The 22,233-nt window shown below is 54.8% G+C and carries 21 protein-coding genes; 7 read left to right on the top strand and 14 right to left on the bottom strand.

What is annotated here, in order from left to right:
• Nucleotides 1–203: 203 nt before the first annotated feature.
• The 5 genes from murP to gltP form a co-directional block, all read right to left on the bottom strand.
• The gene (gene murP / locus NR201_RS11975) at nucleotides 204–1,658 is read right to left on the bottom strand and encodes a PTS N-acetylmuramic acid transporter subunit IIBC (RefSeq protein ID WP_256849805.1); all 1,455 of its coding nucleotides are present in this window, start codon (nucleotides 1,656–1,658) and stop codon (nucleotides 204–206) included.
• Entirely contained in the window at nucleotides 1,658–2,569 is a 912-nt protein-coding gene (gene murQ, locus NR201_RS11980) for an N-acetylmuramic acid 6-phosphate etherase (RefSeq protein ID WP_256849806.1), read from the bottom strand. Before murQ ends, murP begins: the two co-directional genes overlap by 1 nt.
• A gap of 506 nt (nucleotides 2,570–3,075) precedes the next feature.
• The gene (locus tag NR201_RS11985) at nucleotides 3,076–3,450 is read right to left on the bottom strand and encodes a helix-turn-helix domain-containing protein (protein ID WP_033780420.1); all 375 of its coding nucleotides are present in this window, start codon (nucleotides 3,448–3,450) and stop codon (nucleotides 3,076–3,078) included.
• Nucleotides 3,451–3,569: 119 nt separating this feature from the next.
• Nucleotides 3,570–3,845, bottom strand: a complete 276-nt coding sequence (locus NR201_RS11990; protein ID WP_010252139.1) for a type II toxin-antitoxin system RelE/ParE family toxin — start codon at nucleotides 3,843–3,845, stop codon at nucleotides 3,570–3,572.
• A 217-nt stretch (nucleotides 3,846–4,062) separates the two neighbouring features.
• Nucleotides 4,063–5,364 (bottom strand): glutamate/aspartate:proton symporter GltP, encoded by a 1,302-nt coding sequence (gene gltP / locus NR201_RS11995; protein ID WP_010252141.1) that lies wholly within the window; start codon nucleotides 5,362–5,364, stop codon nucleotides 4,063–4,065.
• Between the two features lie 583 nt (nucleotides 5,365–5,947).
• On the opposite strand from gltP, the gene acs reads away from it, so the two are divergent.
• From acs to NR201_RS12010, 3 genes are all read left to right on the top strand, one after another.
• Nucleotides 5,948–7,903, top strand: a complete 1,956-nt coding sequence (gene acs, locus NR201_RS12000) for an acetate--CoA ligase (protein ID WP_010252142.1) — start codon at nucleotides 5,948–5,950, stop codon at nucleotides 7,901–7,903.
• A gap of 140 nt (nucleotides 7,904–8,043) precedes the next feature.
• On the top strand, nucleotides 8,044–8,373 hold the full coding sequence (locus tag NR201_RS12005) for a DUF485 domain-containing protein (RefSeq protein WP_010252143.1): 330 nt from the start codon (nucleotides 8,044–8,046) through the stop codon (nucleotides 8,371–8,373).
• On the top strand, nucleotides 8,370–10,025 hold the full coding sequence (locus NR201_RS12010) for a cation acetate symporter (protein WP_010252145.1): 1,656 nt from the start codon (nucleotides 8,370–8,372) through the stop codon (nucleotides 10,023–10,025). The genes NR201_RS12005 and NR201_RS12010 overlap by 4 nt, the downstream gene beginning before the upstream one ends.
• A gap of 82 nt (nucleotides 10,026–10,107) precedes the next feature.
• Here NR201_RS12010 and NR201_RS12015 read toward each other — a convergent pair whose 3' ends face one another.
• The 3 genes from NR201_RS12015 to NR201_RS12025 all read right to left on the bottom strand — a co-directional run bounded on the left by NR201_RS12015 (nucleotide 10,108) and on the right by NR201_RS12025 (nucleotide 11,903).
• Entirely contained in the window at nucleotides 10,108–10,653 is a 546-nt protein-coding gene (locus tag NR201_RS12015) for a YfaZ family outer membrane protein (RefSeq protein WP_010252147.1), read from the bottom strand.
• Between the two features lie 136 nt (nucleotides 10,654–10,789).
• On the bottom strand, nucleotides 10,790–11,485 hold the full coding sequence (locus NR201_RS12020) for an LrgB family protein (RefSeq protein ID WP_010252149.1): 696 nt from the start codon (nucleotides 11,483–11,485) through the stop codon (nucleotides 10,790–10,792).
• Nucleotides 11,478–11,903: a CidA/LrgA family protein gene (locus NR201_RS12025; RefSeq protein WP_010672051.1), complete on the bottom strand. Its 426-nt coding sequence runs from the start codon at nucleotides 11,901–11,903 to the stop codon at nucleotides 11,478–11,480. Before NR201_RS12025 ends, NR201_RS12020 begins: the two co-directional genes overlap by 8 nt.
• A 103-nt stretch (nucleotides 11,904–12,006) precedes the next feature.
• Between NR201_RS12025 and NR201_RS12030 the strand changes: the two genes are divergently transcribed.
• Nucleotides 12,007–12,909 (top strand): LysR family transcriptional regulator, encoded by a 903-nt coding sequence (locus NR201_RS12030; protein WP_256849807.1) that lies wholly within the window; start codon nucleotides 12,007–12,009, stop codon nucleotides 12,907–12,909.
• Nucleotides 12,910–12,953: 44 nt separating this feature from the next.
• On the opposite strand, the gene NR201_RS12035 is transcribed toward NR201_RS12030, so the two are convergent.
• The 4 genes from NR201_RS12035 to soxR form a co-directional block, all read right to left on the bottom strand.
• Nucleotides 12,954–14,603 carry a Na+/H+ antiporter gene (locus NR201_RS12035; protein ID WP_010252155.1) on the bottom strand — a complete coding sequence of 550 codons (1,650 nt, stop codon included), beginning with the start codon at nucleotides 14,601–14,603 and terminating at the stop codon, nucleotides 12,954–12,956.
• 145 nt (nucleotides 14,604–14,748) lie between these two features.
• Nucleotides 14,749–16,098 (bottom strand): NCS2 family permease, encoded by a 1,350-nt coding sequence (locus tag NR201_RS12040; RefSeq protein ID WP_022625223.1) that lies wholly within the window; start codon nucleotides 16,096–16,098, stop codon nucleotides 14,749–14,751.
• 358 nt (nucleotides 16,099–16,456) lie between these two features.
• Nucleotides 16,457–17,122 carry a glutathione S-transferase family protein gene (locus tag NR201_RS12045; RefSeq protein ID WP_010252159.1) on the bottom strand — a complete coding sequence of 222 codons (666 nt, stop codon included), beginning with the start codon at nucleotides 17,120–17,122 and terminating at the stop codon, nucleotides 16,457–16,459.
• Nucleotides 17,123–17,161: 39 nt separating this feature from the next.
• On the bottom strand, nucleotides 17,162–17,647 hold the full coding sequence (gene soxR / locus NR201_RS12050; RefSeq protein ID WP_010252161.1) for a redox-sensitive transcriptional activator SoxR: 486 nt from the start codon (nucleotides 17,645–17,647) through the stop codon (nucleotides 17,162–17,164).
• Between the two features lie 100 nt (nucleotides 17,648–17,747).
• Between soxR and soxS the strand changes: the two genes are divergently transcribed.
• Both soxS and NR201_RS12060 read left to right on the top strand, forming a co-directional pair.
• Complete coding sequence (gene soxS, locus NR201_RS12055; protein ID WP_010252163.1) at nucleotides 17,748–18,173, top strand: superoxide response transcriptional regulator SoxS; 426 nt, start codon at nucleotides 17,748–17,750, stop codon at nucleotides 18,171–18,173.
• 253 nt (nucleotides 18,174–18,426) lie between these two features.
• Complete coding sequence (locus tag NR201_RS12060) at nucleotides 18,427–18,708, top strand: YjcB family protein (RefSeq protein ID WP_010252166.1); 282 nt, start codon at nucleotides 18,427–18,429, stop codon at nucleotides 18,706–18,708.
• Nucleotides 18,709–18,762: 54 nt separating this feature from the next.
• Here the strand turns inward: NR201_RS12060 and NR201_RS12065 are convergent, their stop codons facing one another.
• Nucleotides 18,763–19,713, bottom strand: a complete 951-nt coding sequence (locus NR201_RS12065) for an ATP-grasp fold amidoligase family protein (protein WP_010252168.1) — start codon at nucleotides 19,711–19,713, stop codon at nucleotides 18,763–18,765.
• 8 nt (nucleotides 19,714–19,721) lie between these two features.
• Complete coding sequence (locus NR201_RS12070; protein WP_010252170.1) at nucleotides 19,722–20,978, bottom strand: oligosaccharide flippase family protein; 1,257 nt, start codon at nucleotides 20,976–20,978, stop codon at nucleotides 19,722–19,724.
• A gap of 525 nt (nucleotides 20,979–21,503) precedes the next feature.
• On the opposite strand from NR201_RS12070, the gene NR201_RS12075 reads away from it, so the two are divergent.
• Nucleotides 21,504–21,899, top strand: coding sequence for a transposase (locus tag NR201_RS12075; RefSeq protein ID WP_003855733.1), 396 nt, complete (start codon nucleotides 21,504–21,506; stop codon nucleotides 21,897–21,899).
• Nucleotides 21,900–22,233: the final 334 nt, after the last annotated feature.

The following is a 22,233-nucleotide window of genomic DNA, read 5'->3' on the forward strand; positions in this document are numbered from 1 at the left end:
CTGCACGCGACGGTCTGAGTGTCGGCATGAAAACTGTGGGCTGAGAGATAACGATTACCTTTTTTTATGTTTTCGGCATGCTTCTGCCTACTCTTTAGCGTTTAAGTTAAATTAGTGGCAATAATAAAGCCGCTTTGTAGCGGCTTTCACATTTTTGGTCGATTATCCATCCGTTAGCCGGACTGGAGAATTCCGGCAGCGGGTCAGTTGAGGTCGACATTACGGGTGCCAAACCACCAGGTGAGCAGGAATCCGCCGATCCAGGCCACCATCAGCCCGGCCAGATAGACCGCCATGCCAGCGAAGATCCCCTGGCTGGAGGTCATCAGTGGCAGCGTGACCAGGCCGGAGGGTCCGAATACCGTGTTCATCCCGACCGGCAAACCCAGCCACGCCACCAGCCCGATAAAGAACCCGCCCAGCGCACCACCGCCGCAGGCGGTGATAAAGGGCTTGAGGCGCGGCAAAGTGACGCCGTAGATCAGCGGTTCACCGACGCCAAGCAGCCCCGGCACGATTGCGCCTTTGATCTGCGCCCGCAGCAGCGCCCCTTTTTCTGCTTTGCACCACAACGCCAGTGATGCGCCGACCTGGCCTGCTCCCGCCATCGCCAGAATCGGGAAGAGCGAGTTAAAACCCTGGGTTTCCATCAGCGCAAAGTAGACCGGAATAAAGCCCTGATGGATGCCGAACATTACCGCGATCAGGAACAGCCCGGCCAGCAGCGCACAGCCAAAGGGATTGTTATTGAGATGGATAAACAGCCACGACATCCCTTTAAACAGTTCGCCGCCCAGCGGCATGATCAACAGATAGGTGATGGCGCCGGTGATCAACAGCGTAAACAGCGAGGTGAGGATCATATCGAGATTGTCGGGAATGATTTTGCGCAGCTGTTTTTCAATCCACGCCCCGATAATCGCCGCCATCAGCACGCCAATAATGTTGCCGCGCGGGTCGATCGCCAGGCCAAAGAAGTTTTCCATGCCGCTGTAGTAGCCGGTGGTGGCCGTGGGCACATAGCCGAGCACAAACAGCGAGGCGATGATTGCGCCATTGACGCCGCTGCCGCCAAACGCTTTTTGCGCGTTGTAGCCAATCAGGATGCTGAGAAAGGTGAACAGCCCTTTACCGAAGACTTTCATGTACGCCACGGTATGCAGCAGCCAGGGCGCGTGGTCACCGGGTGCAGTGAGGTGGAGACTCTGTTCAATCAGCGTGGCAAATCCCAGCAGCAGCCCCGCGCCGATAAAGCCCGGAATCAGCGGAGTGAAGATGGTGGCGAAGCGCGACAGGAACTGATGCACGCCGCTGGTCTGTTTCGCCTTTAGCTGCTGCTTCTGCTGCTTCGCCAGCACGCGAAGTTCCGCTGTTTCGCCCTGCGGTGCCAGCGCGGTATCACCCTGAGCCAGCAGGTTCTGCATCCCCTCGGCGGCGGTTTGCGCCTTGCCAGGCCCCAGCACAATCTGCAACTGTGCCTCGCTGTCGATAACGCCTAAGACACCCGGCAGGCTTTTTAACCGTGCCAGATCACTCTCTCCCGGCTGATTGAGCGTCAGGCGGAGCCGCGTCATGCAGTGACCACAGGCCGCGATATTCTGCGCGCCACCGACCGCCTGCAGGATGTCGCGCAACAGTGCCTCGGTGATTCTGGCCATTAGCGTGCTCCCGCTGCCTGTAAAGCCTGACGGATAAAGCCCTGATGCTGACTGAGCAGCGCTTTCGCCTCATCAGCAGCCAGGTCAGCCAGTACCATCAGGATGGCGGTTTTGCAGTGTCCGCCACAGGCGGTGAGCGCGGCGCTGGCCGTCGCCTCATCACAGTCAGTGGCCTGCATGACGATGTTAACCTGACGCTGCACCAGTTTCTGATTGGTGGCTTCCACATCGACCATCAGGTTGCCGTACACTTTTCCGCTGCGGATCATCGACCCAGTGGTGAGCATATTGAGCACCAGTTTTTGCGCCGTGCCCGCTTTCATACGGGAAGACCCGGTGACCACTTCAGGGCCGACCACCGGCGTGAGCGCAATCGCGGCAACCTGCGACATGGCGCTGCCTGGATTACAGGTGAGCGATACAGTGGTCGCGCCAAGTTCGTTCGCGTATGCCAGCGCACCCAGTACGTAGGGTGTGCGACCGCTGGCGGCGATGCCAACCAGCACATCGTGGCGGCTGAAGTGGATATCTTTCAGATCCTGCGCGCCCTGCTCCCGGTTGTCTTCCGCGTTTTCTACCGCCTGGAGTATGGCGGTATGGCCTCCTGCAATCAGGCCGATCACCTGCTCGCGGGGTGTGCCAAAGGTAGGTGGGCATTCGCTGGCATCCAGTATGCCCAACCGACCGGAGGTGCCTGCGCCGCAATAGATCAGTCGTCCACCGGCCTGGAACGCGGCGCAGATGGCGTCAACGGCGGCGGCAATCTGCGGCACGATGGCCTCAACCGCCAGCGCCACCTTTTTATCTTCATCATTGATGACGCGAAGCATCGCTTCGGTGGAGAGTTCGTCAATATTCTGGCTGGCCAGGTTGCGGCCTTCGGTGATCATCTGGCTGAGGTCGAGTTTCATGGCGGGCTCCGCAAAGGAATAAATTATTCAAATTACTAACTATCATAACGAATGATTAATTCATTGGGTGAGATCTTTTTTCGATGGATGTGGGGTGAGTCATGTTGCGGAGGATCAGGTTGGGTGAGTGATATTGGGCATTGGGAGCTTAATCGCTCCGCATTCCGGCTTGGGTGCGGTGCATGTGAGAGGAATCGCTGGGAGACTGGCGCAGGTCAGAATAGGTTCACCTGATCGTAAAGACGCATTCGTCATCCATGACGCTCGGCCCACGCGATTACGCACCTCATCCATGAGGTGCGCCCGTTGCCGGGCCAACGCTCTGCGTTGTTCAAAAACGCTCCCGGCGTTTTTGTCCATGGCGTGGGACGCTTTACTCTTCAGGTATCAGAAAACAGTGAGCAATTGCCTGCCTCATAATGGGTTCTGAGGGCACCATTCGACATCGCGAGGGAGCCGCGTCAGCCAATTAAAACCCACCAATCGCAGGTTAAACGCGCAACCATTTAATCAATATAAAGTTGTGACGTTCTGCAGCCATATAAAGCAGCCAGCTTCTCAAGCGTTTGTTTTTGAGGTTTTTTTCTCGACTCTAACTTCGACACGCCAGCCTGCGTGATGCCAAGTTTATTCGCCACCTCTTCCTGTGACAGGTGACGATGCAAACGCCAGGCAACATGCAAAGGAACAGATTGCCGTCGGCTGATTTTCATTACATCGTGAGGAATCGTTTCATCATCGTCTGGACCCACTTCATAAGGGACAGACTCAAACACATCATCTAAATGACGTTCAGCCATGAGCTTATTAAACAGCTCTATAGGGATGACAGCACCAGTGCGGTTCCCGCGCTCGTCCGTCAGAAACTGTATAGCATTCATGGGTAATTACTCCTTACTGGTACGGCAGGCAACACTGTCTGATCGTCTGCCTGTGCAGCGGAACGCTAAACCCGGCTGCACAGAACTTATTGATGACGCACATTGCTCCTGCCACACTGCTAGCGCTTTTTGTACGTGGTCGATGTTCTTCTTACGACTTCAAGTATATCTATCACTACTGGCTGACCTTTCTCTATCTTCCAGAGTACGCGGTAGTGACCTACTACCAGCTTCATTCGCTTCTGTTTATCATCAGTCAGCTTTTCGACTTTCAGATGGGGAATATCCGGCCATTTAGCCAGCGCCTCTACAGCATCTTCAATAGCGTTACCCTCTTTCTGAGGCAGCCCATAAAGCTGTTTCAATGCCTTTTTCGTCCAGTTAATTTCTGGCATCCGTCAACACTCCATGTTGTCAAAGAACACAGTCAACTCACCGCAATGAAATATAACTATAATCAATCATAATAACAATACTATCGTCTCAGAATTATGGTTTTTAGTTATAAAAATATAACCCTTTAATTTTCAGCCAACCTGTATATCTGCCATGAAAAATCTCATAAAAAAAGGCCCAACTTTCGTTGAGCCCATTTTTACGTTAATGCCGTGTTCAGCTTGCGGTCTGTGTCCGCAGCTCCAGCTCATACTCTTTCGCCTTTTCGACGTCGAACTGGTTTTCCCAGCGGGCAATCACCAGCACCGCCAGCGCATTACCGACCACGTTCAGCGCGGTACGCGCCATATCCATGATGCGATCAACACCGGCGATAAACGCCAGACCTTCCAGAGGAATGCCGACGCTGCCCAGCGTGGCCAGCAGCACCACGAAGGAGACGCCTGGCACGCCAGCGATACCTTTAGAGGTCACCATCAGCGTTATTACCAGCACAATCTCGTCGGTCAGCGACAGGTCAATGCCATACAGCTGCGCAATAAAGATCGCCGCGATACTCTGATAAAGCGTTGAACCATCCAGATTAAACGAGTAACCGGTCGGCACCACGAAGCTGGTGATCGCTTTCGGCGCGCCGTAGGCTTCCATCTTCTCCATGATACGCGGCAGCACCGTTTCCGAGCTGGAAGTGGAGTAAGAGAGAATCAGCTCATCCTTCAGGATACGCATCAGCGTGGTAATCCGCAGCTTACAGAAGCGCGCCACCCCGCCCAGCACCACAAAGGCGAAGAACAGAATTGCCGCGTAAACCAGCAGCACCAGCTTAGCCAGCGGCCAGAGCGAGGCAAAGCCGAAGTTAGCAATCGTCACCGCAATCAGCGCAAACACACCCACCGGGGCATAGCGCATGATCATGTGCGTCACTTTAAACATCGCTTCAGAAATGCCACGGAACAGGTTCACCAGCGGATCGCGCTGTTCTGACGGCAGTGACGACAGGCCTAAGCCAAACAGCACCGAGAAAAAGATAATCGGCAGCATGTCGCCCTTCGCCATTGAGGCGAAAATATTCTGCGGGATCAGCGACAGAATGGTGGTCACCAGGCTGTGCGGACCGCCCTGTACCTCTGCCGTTGTCGCTTCATATTTAGAGATGTCCACCGTTGCCAGCGTTGACATATCAATGCCGGTGCCGGGTTGAAATACGTTGGCCAGCGTAATACCGACCACAATGGCAATGGTGGTGATCACTTCAAAGTAGAGAATCGTTTTGACGCCGATGCGTCCCAGCTTCTTTGCATCACCCACGCCAGCGATGCCGACAATCAGGGATGAAATCACAATCGGTACCACAATCATCTTGATAAGATGAATAAAGATATCGCCTGCCGGGCTGAGAATGTTGGTGACTAACCATTCACGATTGTCTGGCTGATTATGCAACACAGCACCCACAACGATGCCAAGCACCAGGGCTGTCAGAATCTGCCAGGCCAGGCTGATTTTAAAACCTTTCATAACGTGTAATTTCCTCAGTCAAAACCCGTTTCTCTCTACTGCGAAGGTGCAGAAGACAATACACACAGGGAGTGAGCAAAAAGCCCGGTAAATTAGAGGGTGTCTTGAAACAGCGCCTCGTATGAAAATCTGATGATTCCCATACCCATTTTCAGACGCGGTCTGAGTTGATACCTGCAGAACAGGGGCGAGATAAGTACCATTTTCACTGTGGTAAATGCAACCCCTGGCGGATCCGATTAAAAGTTCACCATCTAAGCAGCATAAAGTGCTGCCAGAGCTGAAAAACCCTAACCTGCTGTTATGAAAAGTATTACTTCGATGAATTTACGCATAGCTATGCAGAAACGCTTAAAAACTGATCCGGCGCGTTTGCTCGCTTTTTATTCAGGATAAAAACGTAAAAGCGATGCCTGACTTCTCCAGCGCCGCCAGAGCGTTAACCTGATAGATCAGAATGGCTTAACGCTTCTTGGGGGATGTGTATCACGTGATCTGTGGCGCAAAAAAGAAACAAAGCTTTGGCGCGGGCTTTAATTAACCATTGATTGACATATCATTAACATCTTCAAGGAGATCCGCCATGAGCCAAATACACAAACATCCCGTTCCAGAGAATATTGCAGCAAACACCCTGATTACTGCAGAACAGTATCAGGCGATGTATCAGCAATCTGTCGACGATCCAGACAGTTTCTGGGGCGAACAGGGCAAAATCCTTGACTGGATCAAGCCTTACAGCAAAGTGAAAAACTGCTCGTTTGCACCAGGTAACATTAACATTCGCTGGTACGAAGATGGCACGCTCAACCTGGCGGCAAACTGCCTTGACCGTCATTTAGCCACGCGCGGCGATCACCCGGCGATTATCTGGGAAGGCGACGACGCCAGCGAAAGCAAAACCCTGACTTTCCGCCAGCTGCATGCCGAAGTCTGTCGCTTCGCCAACGTGCTGGAACTGCTGGAAGTGAAAAAAGGCGACGTGGTGGCGATCTATATGCCGATGGTGCCGGAAGCCGCAGTAGCGATGCTGGCCTGTGCGCGTATCGGTGCCGTTCACTCGGTGATCTTTGGCGGTTTCTCACCAGAGGCGGTCGCGGGCCGCATCGTCGATTCCAGCGCCTCGCTGGTAATCACGGCCGATGAAGGGATCCGCGCCGGTCGCAGCATTCCGCTGAAGAAAAATGTCGATGACGCGTTAAAAAATCCCAATGTCACCAGCGTGAAAAACGTGGTGGTGTTCCAGCGCACCGGTAAAGATGTGGGCTGGGTTGAAGGCCGCGATCAGTGGTGGCACGACCTGATGCTGAACGCGAGCACCAACCACGCTGCCGCAGAAGTCGGCGCAGAAGATCCGCTGTTTATCCTTTATACCTCCGGTTCAACCGGCAAACCCAAAGGCGTGTTGCACTCCACCGGCGGGTATCTGGTCTATGCCGCGACCACCTTTAAGTTCGTCTTTGATTACCATCAGGATGATATCTACTGGTGCACCGCCGATGTTGGCTGGGTGACGGGCCACAGCTATCTGGTTTATGGCCCGCTGGCCTGTGGCGCCACCACACTGATGTTTGAAGGGGTGCCAAACTGGCCAACGCCGAGCCGTATGGCGGAAGTGGTCGATAAACATAAAGTCACGCTGCTCTACACCGCGCCCACTGCCATCCGTGCGCTGATGGCGGAAGGTGATAAGGCGATTGCCGGCACCGACCGCAGCAGCCTGCGCATTATGGGATCGGTCGGTGAGCCAATTAACCCGGAAGCCTGGGAGTGGTACTACAAGAAAATCGGCAACAGCCGCTGCCCGATTGTTGATACCTGGTGGCAGACCGAAACCGGCGGCTTCATGATCACGCCGCTGCCGGGTGCGACCGAGCTGAAAGCGGGTTCCGCCACCCGACCGTTCTTTGGCGTGCAGCCCGCGCTGGTGGATAACGAAGGTCAGCCCCAGGAAGGCGCCTGTGAAGGCAATCTGGTGATCACCGAGTCGTGGCCGGGTCAGGCGCGTACCCTCTATGGCGATCACGACCGTTTCGAGCAGACCTACTTCTCTACCTTTAAAAATGTCTACTTCAGTGGTGATGGTGCCCGTCGTGATGAGGATGGCTACTACTGGATCACCGGACGCGTCGATGACGTGCTCAATGTTTCCGGTCACCGACTCGGCACCGCCGAAATTGAATCGGCGCTGGTCTCGCACCCTAAAATTGCCGAAGCGGCGGTAGTGGGGATTCCGCACAGCATCAAAGGCCAGGCGATCTATGCCTATATCACGCTGAATCATGGCGAAGAGCCGTCGCCGGAGTTGTACACCGAAGTGCGCCAGTGGGTCCGTAAAGAGATTGGCCCGATAGCCACACCGGATGTGCTGCACTGGACCGACTCACTGCCGAAAACCCGCTCCGGCAAAATCATGCGGCGTATTCTGCGCAAAATTGCCACCGGGGATACCAGTAATCTTGGTGATACTTCTACGCTCGCCGATCCTGGCGTAGTAGAAAAACTGCTTGAGGAGAAACAGTCGATCAAAATGCCTTAAGCGCACGCTGTCCGGCGGGAAGATCGCTTCCCGCCACACCCGCCCTACGCAGTCTGTTTCGGTAGTCACAAATATTATAACCAGCTGAATCCGCGCCCTGTCGCGAGGTTCTCGCCTGCAAGCCCTCTGGAGAAAATGTGATGAATGACGCCCTTTCGAATCAGGATGCCATCAATCAACAGATTGAGCGTAATCCCCTTTTTCATGAATTAGTCCGTAAGCGCCAGGCGTTCGCGACGCTGCTGTCGCTGATCATGCTGGTGCTCTATGTCGGCTTTATCCTGCTGATCGCGTTTGCACCCGGCTGGCTCGGTACCCCGCTGCATGCCGGCACCAACGTCACGCGCGGTATCCCGATTGGGGTCGGGCTGATTGTGATGTCGTTTGTGCTGACCGGCGTCTATGTCTGGCGTGCCAACGGTGAGTTTGACCGTTTAACGAAAGCGATCCTCAGCGAGGTGAAATCATGACTCGTCTCACCTTATGGCTGCTGGCCTTAATGCTGCCGTTTTCAGCGCTGGCTGCCGATGCGATAACCGGTGCCGTGCAGCGCCAGGCGACCAACTACCAGGCGATTATCATGTTTACGATTTTCGTCGGGGCCACGCTGGGAATTACTTACTGGGCCTCAAAGCGCACCCGATCACGTAATGACTACTACACCGCGGGCGGCAATATCACTGGCTTCCAGAATGGCCTGGCGATGGCGGGTGACTTCATGTCGGCCGCCTCGTTCCTGGGCATTTCGGCGCTGGTTTACACCTCTGGTTATGACGGGCTGATCTACTCGCTCGGCTTCCTGGTTGGCTGGCCGATGATTCTGTTTTTAATCGCCGAGCGACTGCGCAACCTGGGTCGCTACACGTTTGCCGATGTCGCCTCATATCGTCTGAAGCAGATGCCGATCCGCACGCTGTCAGCCTGCGGCTCACTGGTGGTCGTGGCGCTCTACCTGATCGCGCAGATGGTCGGGGCCGGTAAACTGATCCAGTTGCTGTTTGGCCTTAACTACCATGTTGCGGTAGTCCTGGTCGGCATTCTGATGGTGATGTATGTGCTGTTTGGCGGCATGCTGGCCACCACCTGGGTGCAGATCATCAAAGCCGTGCTGCTGCTGTTTGGCGCCACCTTCATGGCGGTCATGGTAATGAAGGCGACCGGTTTCAGTTTTAATACGCTGTTCACCGAAGCGATGGCGGTCCATCCAAAAGGCATCGCGATTATGCAGCCTGGCGGATTGGTCAAAGATCCTATCTCCGCGCTGTCGCTGGGGCTGGGGCTGATGTTTGGGACGGCCGGATTGCCGCATATCCTGATGCGCTTCTTTACCGTAGCGGATGCTAAAGAGGCACGTAAAAGCGTCTTCTGGGCCACCGGCTTTATGGGTTACTTCTACTTCCTGACCTTTATTATCGGCTTCGGTGCCATCCTGCTGGTGGGCGCTAATCCGGCCTTTAAAGATGCCAGCGGCGCGCTGATTGGCGGCACCAATATGGCGGCGGTGCATCTGGCGAACGCCGTGGGCGGCAGCACCTTCCTGGGCTTTATCTCTGCGGTTGCCTTCGCCACGATTCTGGCCGTTGTCGCAGGCTTAACCCTGGCGGGTGCGTCGGCGGTGTCTCACGACCTCTACGCCAGCGTGTATCGTAAAGGTCAGGCGAGCGAGAAAGATGAGCTGCGGGTTTCAAAAATTACCGTGCTGGCGCTGGGCGTGGTAGCGATTGCGCTGGGTATTCTGTTTGAGAAACAGAACATCGCCTTTATGGTCGGGCTGGCCTTCTCGATTGCGGCCAGCTGTAACTTCCCGATCATCCTGCTGTCGATGTACTGGTCAAAACTCACGACGCGCGGCGCGATGGTAGGCGGCTGGCTCGGTCTGCTGACCGCCGTTATCCTGATGATCCTCGGCCCGACGGTGTGGGTACAGGTGCTGGGCAACGCGAAGGCGATTTTCCCCTATGAGTATCCGGCGCTGTTCTCCATGGCGGTGGCCTTCGTGGGCATCTGGATCTTCTCGATTACCGACCATTCGCAGCAGGGCGCAGAAGAACGTTCACGCTTCCGTGCACAGTTTATCCGCTCGCAGACCGGCACCGGCATCGAACAGGGCAAAGCGCACTGATCGTGGCTTTTCGTTCATAACGAGCAGGCAATAAAAAAGGGCGGCTACCGAAGTAGTCGCCCTCTTCTTTTGCGCAGCAGAATCAGAAGCGCAGCGATGCACCCACGTACGGGCCATCGACCAGCACGTTATCTTTGCGTCCATCTTTGTTGTTCAGTTCGATGTACTGATAACCCACACGCAGGTTAAGCAGTGAAACCGGCGTGAAGCTCAGGCCGCCACCGGCTTCCTGATAGCTGTCGAGCTGATCGGTGAAAGACTCTGGCGCGTAATAATATTCGCCATACAGGCCCCACATGCTGTTGAAGCTGTAGTGTGCTGCACCACCCAGCGCCACCGCAAATCCATCTTTTCCATCTTCAGGATGGGTGAAGATCGCTTTTGCGGTCGGCGCCAGACGCAGCGGCCCGAAATCAACGTTGTAACCCAGACCGGCACCGTAGGTGCTGCCGTCATGGTCGCTACGCAGCCAGTTACCTTTCAGAAACAGACCGGGTGTTGTGGTGCCCAGACCCACATTCAGGTTGGTGTTGTGTTCGCTGACATCAACACTGCCTTCAATCGCCTGAGCAGCACCGCTCATTAAAACCAGCCCGAGGGCGCTCCCGGCAACAAGTTGCTTAAACATGATTCCACTCCGTGAAAGGACAATTAATTCGGCCGCAAGGTTAACAGCCTGAAATGGGGAGACAACAAAATCTGGAAAACTTTACGTAAAAATACGTGTCTCAGCGCAGACCAATCCCTGTGCGACGGAGTGTAGCCTATATTGTCCACATCAGGTGCCCAATCAGCGGGGCCAGCACCACGGTCACCACGCCAGAGAGCATCATCACCAGGCTGGCGACCACGCCCTCCTGCTCGCCAATCTGATAGGCGCGTGCCGTGCCGGCACCGTGTGACGCCGCACCGAATCCCGCGCCTTTCGCCACGCCCTGCTTAATGGCGAGCCGCAGAAACAGCACGTCGCCGATTGCCATGCCAAACACGCCTGTAATCACCACGAACAGCGCCACCAGATCGGGCTGCCCGCCAATCGGACCCGCCGCAGCCAGCGCAAACGGCGTGGTGATAGAGCGCACGGCCAGGCTGCGCTGAATCGACTCCGGCAGGGTTAACAGCCGCGCCAGCCAGACGGAACTGCAGACGGCGACCAGCGTCGCGGTCACTACGCCCGCGCTCAGCGACAGCCAGTGGCGCTTAATAATTTCCACGTTCTCATAGACCGGCACCGCAAACGCCAGCGTCGCTGGCCCCAGCAGCCAGAGCAGCCAGTGGTTTTCGGCGATGTAATCCTGCCAGCTGATATGCGTCAGCAGCAGCAATGCCACCAGCACCAGCGGCGTCATCACCAGTGGCATCAGCAGCAGCGTCCGCCAGCGGCGGTAAAGCCGTTTATTCAGCGCATAAACCAGCAGCGTAACGGCTACACACAGCAGGCTGAGAAGAAAATCACGCATGCGGATCCTGCTTACGCGCGGCGCGCGCGACTTCATACTGATAAAGCCGGTCCACCACCCAGGCAGTCGAGGCCAGCACCAGCAGCGTACTGACGCCGATCACCACACAGATGCGCCAGCCATCAACCCGCAGCAGATCGCCATAGTTCACCACCGCTACCACCGCCGGAATAAAGAACAGCAGCATCTCGGCCAGCAGCCAGCGTGACCCGGCTTTCACCCAGTTCAGCGGCACAATCCGCGTCACGATTAACGCCAGCAGCAGCAGCATCCCGACGATATTGGCGGGCAGCGGCAGATGCAGCCAGCTTACCAGCCGGTCGCAGGCGATAAACAGGCCGATATAGAAACCCAGCTGGAGCGGCAGGCTGAGCCATTGCACTGCGCGGTTGCTGCGTAAAGTGAGCGCTAACGCCATCACCTTGTCTCCCCGATTAAATTGATGTCACCAGTATAAATCGTCAACAGAAGGTGAAAAAAATGAATTAAAATTATCGAAATCATGCCTGAAAGGAATAGTTATGGATGTCCGCGCCCTGCGTTACTTTACTGAAGTCGTACGCCAGCAAAGCTTTACCCGTGCGGCGCAGAAGCTGTTTGTGACGCAACCGACCATCAGCAAAATGCTGCGCCAGCTGGAGGAGGAGCTGGGCTGCACGCTGATCCTGCGCGATGGTCGTCGTCTGCACCTCACCGACAGTGGCCAGGCGGTCTATCAGCGCGGCCTGGCGATCCTGCAGGAGTTTCATCAGCTGGAAGCGGAGATTGGTGACATCAACCAGCTCAAAACTGGTGAGCTGCGACTGGGTATTCCGCCGATGGTCGGTATGCAGATCGCCGGTTCGATTTCCGCGTTTCGCCGCCGCTATCCCGGTGTGAAGCTGAAAATCTCTGAATTCGGCGGTCTGACCGTCCAGCAGGCGGTGCTGGCGGGCAGTCTGGATATCGCCCTGACCGCGCTACCGGTCGATGCCGAGCTGCCGCTGAACACCCTGCCCCTGATGCATCATCCGCTCTGCGTACTGCTGCCGCGTCGCCCGGAGTGGCTCAGCCGCCAGCAGATTGGACTGGCAGAACTGGCAGAGCATCCACTGCTGATTTTTAATGAGGAGTTCTCGCTGAATCGACAGCTGATGCAGGCGTTTCAGCGGCTCAACCTGACGCCAACGGTGGCGGTTCGCAGCGGACAGTGGGATTTTCTGGCGGCGATGGTGCAGGCGGAGATGGGGCTGGCTATTCTGCCGGAGCCGATCTGTCAGCGGCTGGATAAGCAGTCGCTGCTGTGGCTGCCGCTGGAATCGGAGCTGAAGTGGAGTCTGGGATTGATCTGGCGGGAAGGGAGTTATCTGTCGCGCAGTGCGCAGGCGTGGATAGCCTGTTGTCGCGAGCATTGGCTGGATGAGCCGCCGCGCCTGTCGGTGTGAAAGGCTGGCACGCCGCATTAACGCGCAGGCGTGCCAGTCAGGACTTACTCCTCTTTTTCGATCAGCAGCGCTTCCAGCAGATCCAGGTCGTGCAGTAACTTCTGCATCGTCTCATTGGAGATTTGCTGGGTGGCGCGCAGATGATAGACCTCAGCACGTTCGGCACGCAGTCCGGTCAGGCGGAAGCGACGCTCCAGGTTCTCGGCGAACAGCGCGTGTTCAAGGTCATTCTTCCCTTCAGCGCGACGACGTAAGTTGCCAATCACCCGCAGACTCACCTCTTTAAGCAGCTCCGGATCGATGTTCTCTTCCGACTCATTCTCCAGCCGCTCTTCCATCTTGTGCAGGCTCTCAATGGCTGCGCCTGCCATTACCGCACGCGCATTCTGCAACTCGCGACGGTGTGCGCCTTTATCAATAGTATCAATGCCGCGCAGCAGAATCGGCAGAATCACTACCCCTACCAACAGCGAGAAGAGAATCACGCCGGTGGCGATAAAGACCAGTTCATAACGCGCCGGGAAAGGCTCGCCGTTGGTCAGGAACAGCGGAATCGACAGGACACCGGCCAGGGTAATCGCGCCGCGCACACCCGCAAAGGAGGCGATCAGCAGTTCACGCAACGAGTAGTTGGAGAACTCCAGCGGCTTCTTCTTCAGCAGGCGTTTGCTGAAGCGCTGCATAATCCACAGCCAGCCAAAACGCACGATCATCAGCGCGGCATAGACCAGCCCGATATCGGCAAACAGCATCCAGAGCTCGACGTTCGGATCGGCCTGCGCCTGATCAACAGAGGTCTGCAGAATATCCGGCAACTGCAGGCCCAGCATCAGGAAGACCATGCCGTTAAAGACGAACTCCAGCATCTGCCAGACGCTGTTGGCACGCAGGCGCATCGCCAGCGGTGCCTGACGAATAATACCGGAACGGGTGATGGTCATACCGGCAGCCACGGCCGCCAGGATGCCTGAGACACCAAGATGTTCAGCAATCAGGTAAGAGGCGAACGGCAGCAGCAGCAGCAGTACGGTCTGGGTAGCCGGATCGTCACCGCTCCAGCGGCTGAGCAGGCGCAGTGACTTACCGTAGAGCCAGCAGATCGCGACACCCGCAATCAGACCACCCACCGCCACTTTCAGGAACTCAACGCTGGCACCGCCCCAGGTAAACACCATGGTACCCATGGCGACTGCCACGGCAAATTTCAGCGATACCAGGCCCGAAGCGTCATTCATCAGGGCTTCGCCCTGCACGATCGACATAATCTTCTTGGGAATACGGCCTTCACCGACAATGCCTGAGAGCGCCACGGCATCGGTCGGTGACAGCACCGCCGCCAGCGCAAAGGCAGGGATCAGCGGGATACCAGGTACCAGCCAGTAGATCAGATAGCCGATGCCGATCACGGTAATCAGGACCAGCGCCAGTGCTAAGCCAATTATCTCGCGACCATGATGCAGGAACTCACTGATCGGCGTCTTCCAGCCATCCGCGAACAGCAGCGGCGGAATAAAGAGCACCAGAAACAGCTCCGGGTCAAAGTCGACATGCAGACCAAAAGTTGGCCAGGCCAGCATCGCACCCACGGCGATCTGAACCAGCGGCAACGGGATCTGAAAAGGGAGGATACGAGCCGCGACGCCAGAGAGCGACACGACCAGCGTCATGATGAGAATTGTAAAAAAGATTTCCATGCTTTCCTTAGGCGTCGTTTCTTTCAATCATTGGTTAAGCGCTAAAGTGTAAAACAAACTGCGGTGAAGATTGTCAGCTACGCGTGCGCCGGGCGGGAAAATAGTGAAAAATTCCGGACGTGCAGCCGCACGCCCGGTTGTACAGTCAGATCGCCCAGCCACCGGCGTAAAACGCCACCAGCGCGATAGCAATAATGACGGTGCCGACGTTGAGCTTGCGCCATTCCCCCGCGAAGAGACGCCCCACGACCAGGCTGGCGAAGCCGATCATAATGCCGGTGACGATGTTACAGGTGAGCACGATAATCACCGCCGTTAACAGGCCCGACATCGCATCGACAAAATCATTAAAGTCGACTTTCGCCACATTACTGAGCATCAGCAGACCCACATACATTAATGCAGGCGCGGTGGCGTAAGCCGGCACCAGATACGCCAGCGGTGACATAAACAGAATGGCAAGGAACAGCAGGCCGACCACAATCGCGGTAAGACCGGTTTTACCCCCCGCAGCCGTTCCTGCCGCCGATTCGATATAAACCGCAGCCGGTGACGCGCCCACCAGACCCGCGAACAGGCTGCTGACGGAGTCGCTAGTCAGCGCACGACCACCATTGATAATCTGGCCCTGTTTATCCAGCAGATTTGCCTGACCCGCGACCGCGCGAATGGTGCCGGTCGCGTCAAAGACCGCCGTCATCACCAGTGCCAGCACGCTTGGCAGCACGACCGGCTGCATCGCGCCCATAATGTCGAGGCTGAACAGCAGCGACTCACCGCTGGCATCACGCAGGCTCGGCAGCGCAAACAATCCTTTGTAGCTCACCGCCGGATCGAAGATCAGCCCCAGCAGCGAAATGGCGATAATTGTCATGAGAATACCGCCGGGCATCCTGCGCTTCTCCAGTCCAATAATTGCTGCCAGTCCCAACAGCGTCATCATTACCGGAAAAGTGGTGAAGTGGCCCAGCGCCACCGGCAGGCCCGGTGCCGGGTTTTTCACTACCAGGCCTACACCGTCAGCCGCAATCAGCAGCAAAAACAGGCCAATTCCGACGCCGGTGCCGTGCGCCACGCCCATCGGCAGATTACGCAGGATCCAGGCACGAATGCCGGTCACTGAGATCAGGGTAAACAGCAGGCCCATCAGGAACACCGCGCCCAGCGCTACCGGCACGCTGATGTGCTGGCCCAGCACGAGGCTGAAAGCGGTAAAGGCGGTTAAGGAGATTGCACAGCCAATCGCCATCGGCAGATTGGCCCACAGTCCCATAATGATGGAACCAAAGCTGGCAACCAGGCAGGTGGCGACAAACACGGCAGTAGGGGGAAAACCGGCCTTGCCCAGCATTCCCGGCACCACGATAACGGAGTAGACCATCGCCAGGAAGGTGGTAAGTCCGGCCAGAATTTCCTGGCGCACGCTGCTGCCGCGCGCCGAGATCGAGAACCAGGCGTCCAGTTTTCCACTGGCCGGGCGTGATTCAGTTGACATAGTTGAGCCTCAAAAATTTTTGTTGTGTGGATCGCTCTGCGACCATCGCTGTCCCTGGAATAAGCGGGTAGACGGCGTCACTGTCGGGTTTTACCCGGCAGGCAAACGTTTACCTTGCCGCAGATAGTTGGCCGCCAGAAGCGGCCAGATAAAAAGGCATGCGATTATCCGGCGTTTAGCGGCACATTTTCAACTGTCAGAGGGAGATTCTTCAGCATAAAGATCAGGCTTAAGTCGCCAGCAGCCGCGTGGCCCAAACCGACGTCAAACGCTGACGCCCTGAAGTTAACGCGATTTTCAGGGGGATGCGCACCGGCGCAGCCGTGATGAGACACGACCCGCCAGTGGAAGAGGGGAATTAACCTGGCAGCGAAAGCTCGCCGCCCTGATCGATCGCGCGCTGCCAGGCGGCACGCTGTTGCACAGTCTGCAGCCATTTCTGGCTGGCGGGCATCTGCTCCAGTCCGGCACGTCGCGCAAGCGCCAGCAGCGGAAAGCTCATCTGGATATCAGCGATACTGAAGCGCTGACCGGCGAACCAGGGATTTGCAGCCAGATGCTGTTCGATCATCTGCATGTGTGGCTTAAGCTGTTTATCCAGAAACGCCTTCTGCACGCCTTTACCGAATGCCGCCCCGACCGGGCGCAGCAGCCACGGCACCGGTGCTTTACCCATCTGACCGAAGATCAGCTTCATCACCAGCAGCGGCATCAGCGAGCCTTCGGCATAGTGCAGCCAGTAGCGGCACTGCAGTCGTGATGCCTCATCACTCACTTTGAGCCGGAACTCGTGATCATATTTCTCTTCAAGATATTCGAGAATGGCACCTGACTCTGCCACTACCTGGTTCCCGTCGGTAATGACCGGTGATTTTCCCAGTGGATGCACTTTTTTCAGCGCCTCCGGGGCCAGCATGGTCGGTTCGCGTTGATAGCGTTTAATCTGGTACGGCACTTCCAGCTCTTCCAGCAGCCACAGCACCCGATGCGAGCGCGATTTCTCAAGATGGTGAACGGTGATCATCATGATTCCCTGTGTTTTGACCTTCACCAAGTATAGACGTCACTCCACATCCGGATGTTTATCATCCTGTTCCGGGTCAAGCAGCACCGCACCCGAGCCCTGCTGACCCAGCCGGTCGCCGGGATTGCGCAGCGGGCAGTCGCGCATCGACAAACAGCCGCAGCCGATACAGCCATCCAGGTCATTACGCAGGCGGGTCAGGGTTTCAATACGCTTATCCAGCTCTTCGCGCCAGTGCTGCGTCAGCGCATCCCACTCCGGTGTCGACATGCGCTTGTCAGGCGGAATGTGATCCAGGCTGTCACTAACCGTTGCCAGCGGAATGCCGATACGCTGCGCAATCTTGATAATCGCGACGCGTCGCAGCACGTCACGGCTGTATCGCCGCTGATTGCCGCTGTTGCGGGTGCTGAAAATAAGTCCTTTTGTCTCATAAAAGTGCAGCGCCGAAACCGCCACACCGCTGCGGCGCGCCACTTCACCCGGTGTTAAGACCGGTTTCGGATAGTTGCGTTCTTTTTTCATCAGGCTCTTTACCTCAAGTTAACTTGAGGAATTATACTCGCTCTCCATCAAAACCACTAAACTCCCATTACCGCTTATTAAGCACCAGAAGGATGAGACCATGATGCAAGAAGAGATCATTCATTCCCTGACGCACTGGATTGACCAGAACCTGGATAAGAGCCTGTCGATCGATGAGGTTGCCGCAAAATCGGGCTATTCGAAATGGCATCTGCAGCGTATGTTCCGTTCGGTAACGAAACAGACGCTGGGTGGCTATATTCGCGAGCGCCGTCTGACGCTGGCAGCGGAAGCGCTGTCGCAGACACAGCGGCCGGTTTTTGATATTGCGATGCAGTATGGCTATGACTCGCAGCAGACCTTCTCCCGCGTGTTTCGTCGTCAGTTTTCACAGACGCCTACCGCTTACCGCCATACCATGCGCCGCCAGGCGATTCAGCGCCCTCGCCTGCTGAGTTTTGGCTGCAATGACGGTATCAGTAGCTTCACCCAGCGCACGACCGGCGAGTGCTGTCCGGTTCGTTGACCCTCAGATGCGCCCGCCCGGGCGCATCTGACTGATTTCCCCGCCGTTCTTCTGCTACTGCTCACTATTCCCTCACGCCGCTACCATACCAGAGTCAAATTTTGTTCAAAATTTAAAATCGGGTGATATAATGTGACCCAAGTCACACTTTGAACCTGGGTTGACGGCGAAAAAGCACCCCCTGACACACTTTTCCGCCGCCGGTGATGTCCGCAGATTGTCAGGAATACTTACTGATATTGAGGTCCGGCCGATGGCTACGTTAACCGCCAGTTTACTTGTTATGCGTTGGGAATTGCTGAGCGCAATCATGATGTTTTTTGCCAGCACCCTGAAAACCAAACTTCGTCAGGATAGCCGTCACGTGATGGCATTTATGTGTGGCGGGATTGGTTTAGGCATGACCTGCTGGTTTGTTACCGGTCTGATGGGCATTACCCTGAGCATGGATAACGTGCATAACTTTCTGGAAATCTCAAAGCATGCCTTTATCGATGTGATGAGCCAGGCGCCTGCTGACTGGCCGATGCCCTGATTTTTGCGCATAAAAAACCCCGCTTAGCGGGGTTTTTTATATTGCTGTGTGTGCTTAAATTTTCTTCAACATGGCAGGGATATTAACATCCTGCACTGTAACGCCCGGGCTCTGCGTTCCGCGGCGGTCCTGAATCCACATATCTCCCATCATCTGATTTAAACCACGATCTAATCCGGTGACCAGTCCTGCACCTGGGGTGAAGGTCAGTTCGCCAAAGTAGATCCGCTCGTCATGGATATACCAGTCCACACGCACGTAGTCGAAATCACTGGCCAGCTTCTTGCTCAGTTCGAGCGCATGTTCCAGTGACGGCATAATCGGTGAGACATCCAGACCGGTATCGCGAATCTTGTGATAGGCCTCATTGAGGTTATTCACGTAGAAATTCATCGACAGCAGCGGCTGGCAGCGGTTGTAGATCACCTGCAGCACATATTCGAACTTGCCATCACGCTTGTTGAACATATGAAACTTGTAATCAATCGGCGCGCTTTTACCATCACCAATGTACTTCTCAACCAGGATACGTGGCTTGATGTAGCGATAGTGAATCTCACGCGCTTCGTTGGCGAAGTCGGTCTTCAGCCAGCGATAGCAGTCATGAATGATCTGCTGCTTGCGCAGTGCGTCCGGCTCCTCCAGCAGAATCTCTACCATGTTGGAGGCGTGGTTCGGCTTGATCACCGTCCCCTTCCAGCAGGGTAAGCTGTTCAGCGTGGTCGGGTCAGTCGTTTCGTGTACCAGCGGGATCAGGTATTCATTACCGATTTTTTCAGCAATGAATTCGCGCACCGAGTACTTATCTGACAGACGACCATAGCTCTGGTAATCGCCGAAGATAAACTTACGGTACAACACCTTCTCGTTGAACACTTTTGGCTGACGCAGATTGGGCAGCTTTCTGAACTTATGGAAGTAGTAGATGCGGTCCTGATAAGCCCAGGGCATCTTCTTAATAAAATACTGCACACTTCTTCTGAGTTCTTCTTTCAACTTGAGCATATCTGACCTCATTTGTATGTTTTGTAGTTGAGTGAGGAAACCTGAATCTTTTGAATGACGCCGTTTTTAAAGAAGTAATTCATTACGGTCAGGGACAAAAGTTCTGAAAGGAAAACGCTCCACGCGGCCCCCATGATGCCGTGACCCTGGATCAACCACCAGGAGAGCGGCAAACTGATGACCATCAGGCAGATGATTTTCCTCAGCAAGTAGTTAAATCCTCCCTCTTTGACCATGTAGCGATACGCTACGGTCCCCATTGCCGAAAAGCTGGTCGCTATCGACAGCAACGTAATGAGACTTCCTGACTGTGTGAATTCCGGGCCGTACAACGCAATGATGATCCGCTCGCCATAAAGCGAAATGATCAGCAGCATCAGCAATGAAACCGCCATAACATAGCCATTGAGCCGCGCAGCCAGCTTAATGGCGACCTCGCCGCGCTCCCTGAAGATTTCAGTGAAGCAGGAGGTGATGAGCGCCACCGGGATAAAAATCCATGAGGCGGAAATGGTATTCGCCGCCGCAAACAGCCCGAGGTCGCGCGCGGGTGCCGTGCCTGCCAGGAACATCTGCGCCGCTTTTACCTGCACAGAGATAAAGATGCTGGAGATCGCCAGCGGCAGACCGGCATACATCAGATAACGCAGATAGGCCGTGCGCTTTTCGCGTGGTGGCATCTGATCCTGATGGTCCTGATAGAAGTTGTGACGCTTAATCAGGTAAGGCACCAGAGTCACTGCGACAATCGACAGCGTCAGCCAGAGCGGATTAAGACGCAGCCAGGCGACGGTGAAGCTGATGCCGAAACTCAGCAGCATGCCCACGGCGTTGGCGATGGTGTTAAGACGCGAGGCAAGACGCGCGTTGTTATAAACGCTGAAGGTGTCCTGGGTGACAAAAACCGAGGCAACAAATGAGGCCAGTGCAAACGCCAGGAAATTTTCCTGCATGTTGTACCAGACCCAGATTAAGACTGGCACCGAAGTGACCAGCAACAGCACCATTCTCATCGTGCGGGCGATGGTCATCAGGCGCAGGCCTTTTGACGCATTTTTGCTGACGCGTTTAAACAGAATGGTTTCGGTGCCAAAGATTGCAACGGTTTGCACCATCGCAAATAGTGAAGTAGAAAACGCCATCTGGCCAAACACCGTTGGGCCAAAGGATTTCGCCACGTAAGACGTCACAAAAATGACGCCAAAAACGGAGATGATCTTCTCAGACATCATCCAGGCGGCATTAGACATTACGCTCAATTTCATCGACTCTTCCTTAGTATTACTCAACTACAACCGCTTCGGTACAACATCCCTGTAACGAATTAATAAGCGCTCAGTGGGCCTGGCGAAAATGTAAGACTTCAGACCAAGCTGGTCCGAAAATTGAGATGTAAATCATGATCCGGAGTGTTAATTCAGGATAATTCTTATTATAAATGGCGCGAATCACTTCAGATGGAAACGATTTCAGGCTGAAAATAAAACAACCTTTAAGAGCCCTTCCCGCCATATTAATCAAGTCGGTCAGGCTAAATATCCAATGTACGTAGAATTTTTTCGTATTTTGGATGCGATGAATTTATAACAAAAATCCCCCTCCAGGAAGGCACGCCCACCGGATAAGAATAAAATAAGATTTATCCCATGATGATATTTATTCTAAATATCTTAATTTAGGCTTCGCAATTCAATTCGCGCACTTTAATACTGCCTTAATAGAATCTTACAGTGCCAGAAATTATTAAAGTCATTCTCATCCATTAATCGATAAGAAAGGTAAGAGCATTTATGAGAAAGTCACGATACAGCGAAGATCAAATCACAAATGCCATTAAAGCTTCTGAATCGGGCGTGAAAGTCAGAGAGATTTGTGAAGAGTTAGGCATCTCTGAAGCCACGTTCTACAGCTGGAAGAAGAAGTTTTCTGGGTTGTCTTCGGAAGAAGGCAGAAAAATCAAAGAGCTGGAAGAAAAACTGCAGAACATCACGCGTGAACTGCAGACGCTCAACTCGGACAAAGAGATGCTGCAGAGCGTTCTGAAGCACTTCTTTACCACTAATGAAAAACGTCAGGCTGTGGATTTCCTGCAGGCCACCTTTGACATCGGCACCCGTCGCAGCTGCCGCTTATTAGATATCAGTCGCAGCGTATACCATTATCCGTCAGGCACGGAGAACCGCTAAACCCCAATGCTACCGCGCTTTTTAGACTTAACGCTGAGATTTGTTCTTACCAGAAGAGATGAAGATCATTTAACAGGACAATTGCGGCACCCTTTTCCGCTCCATTTATAACTAATGAATGGCTTCACGGCTAAGCTTCTTTTTTTGCGGTAAAATTGATTCACAACAGCAAACGTCTCGCATTCTACGGCTACTCTTCCCTTCCCAATCTCGTTTACGCGGGATTGGGCCCTCCCTTTCTTACGTAAGCCCAGCTAATCGTCGGAACTAAATCGTCTCAATATCATTAAGCCAATTTAAACATCGCACAAAAAACAATCACCGTATATTTGAG

Source organism: Pantoea sp. Fr-CA_6 (assembly GCF_024520895.1).
Taxonomy (GTDB): domain Bacteria; phylum Pseudomonadota; class Gammaproteobacteria; order Enterobacterales; family Enterobacteriaceae; genus Pantoea; species Pantoea agglomerans.

What these genes read in the sequence shown, in the direction of transcription:
- gltP (WP_010252141.1), bottom strand. Translation starts at nt 5,364, where the DNA reads ATGAAAGGTTTTAAAATCAGCCTGGCCTGGCAGATTCTGACAGCCCTG.
- NR201_RS12010 (WP_010252145.1), top strand. Translation starts at nt 8,370, where the DNA reads ATGACTCGTCTCACCTTATGGCTGCTGGCCTTAATGCTGCCGTTTTCA.
- NR201_RS12075 (WP_003855733.1), top strand. Translation starts at nt 21,504, where the DNA reads ATGAGAAAGTCACGATACAGCGAAGATCAAATCACAAATGCCATTAAA.
- NR201_RS12040 (WP_022625223.1), bottom strand. Translation starts at nt 16,098, where the DNA reads ATGTCAACTGAATCACGCCCGGCCAGTGGAAAACTGGACGCCTGGTTC.
- acs (WP_010252142.1), top strand. Translation starts at nt 5,948, where the DNA reads ATGAGCCAAATACACAAACATCCCGTTCCAGAGAATATTGCAGCAAAC.
- NR201_RS12015 (WP_010252147.1), bottom strand. Translation starts at nt 10,653, where the DNA reads ATGTTTAAGCAACTTGTTGCCGGGAGCGCCCTCGGGCTGGTTTTAATG.
- NR201_RS12065 (WP_010252168.1), bottom strand. Translation starts at nt 19,713, where the DNA reads ATGCTCAAGTTGAAAGAAGAACTCAGAAGAAGTGTGCAGTATTTTATT.
- murP (WP_256849805.1), bottom strand. Translation starts at nt 1,658, where the DNA reads ATGGCCAGAATCACCGAGGCACTGTTGCGCGACATCCTGCAGGCGGTC.
- NR201_RS12045 (WP_010252159.1), bottom strand. Translation starts at nt 17,122, where the DNA reads ATGATCACCGTTCACCATCTTGAGAAATCGCGCTCGCATCGGGTGCTG.
- NR201_RS11990 (WP_010252139.1), bottom strand. Translation starts at nt 3,845, where the DNA reads ATGCCAGAAATTAACTGGACGAAAAAGGCATTGAAACAGCTTTATGGG.
- soxR (WP_010252161.1), bottom strand. Translation starts at nt 17,647, where the DNA reads ATGAAAAAAGAACGCAACTATCCGAAACCGGTCTTAACACCGGGTGAA.
- NR201_RS11985 (WP_033780420.1), bottom strand. Translation starts at nt 3,450, where the DNA reads ATGAATGCTATACAGTTTCTGACGGACGAGCGCGGGAACCGCACTGGT.
- NR201_RS12020 (WP_010252149.1), bottom strand. Translation starts at nt 11,485, where the DNA reads ATGCGTGATTTTCTTCTCAGCCTGCTGTGTGTAGCCGTTACGCTGCTG.
- NR201_RS12025 (WP_010672051.1), bottom strand. Translation starts at nt 11,903, where the DNA reads ATGGCGTTAGCGCTCACTTTACGCAGCAACCGCGCAGTGCAATGGCTC.
- murQ (WP_256849806.1), bottom strand. Translation starts at nt 2,569, where the DNA reads ATGAAACTCGACCTCAGCCAGATGATCACCGAAGGCCGCAACCTGGCC.
- NR201_RS12030 (WP_256849807.1), top strand. Translation starts at nt 12,007, where the DNA reads ATGGATGTCCGCGCCCTGCGTTACTTTACTGAAGTCGTACGCCAGCAA.
- soxS (WP_010252163.1), top strand. Translation starts at nt 17,748, where the DNA reads ATGATGCAAGAAGAGATCATTCATTCCCTGACGCACTGGATTGACCAG.
- NR201_RS12005 (WP_010252143.1), top strand. Translation starts at nt 8,044, where the DNA reads ATGAATGACGCCCTTTCGAATCAGGATGCCATCAATCAACAGATTGAG.
- NR201_RS12070 (WP_010252170.1), bottom strand. Translation starts at nt 20,978, where the DNA reads ATGAAATTGAGCGTAATGTCTAATGCCGCCTGGATGATGTCTGAGAAG.
- NR201_RS12035 (WP_010252155.1), bottom strand. Translation starts at nt 14,603, where the DNA reads ATGGAAATCTTTTTTACAATTCTCATCATGACGCTGGTCGTGTCGCTC.
- NR201_RS12060 (WP_010252166.1), top strand. Translation starts at nt 18,427, where the DNA reads ATGGCTACGTTAACCGCCAGTTTACTTGTTATGCGTTGGGAATTGCTG.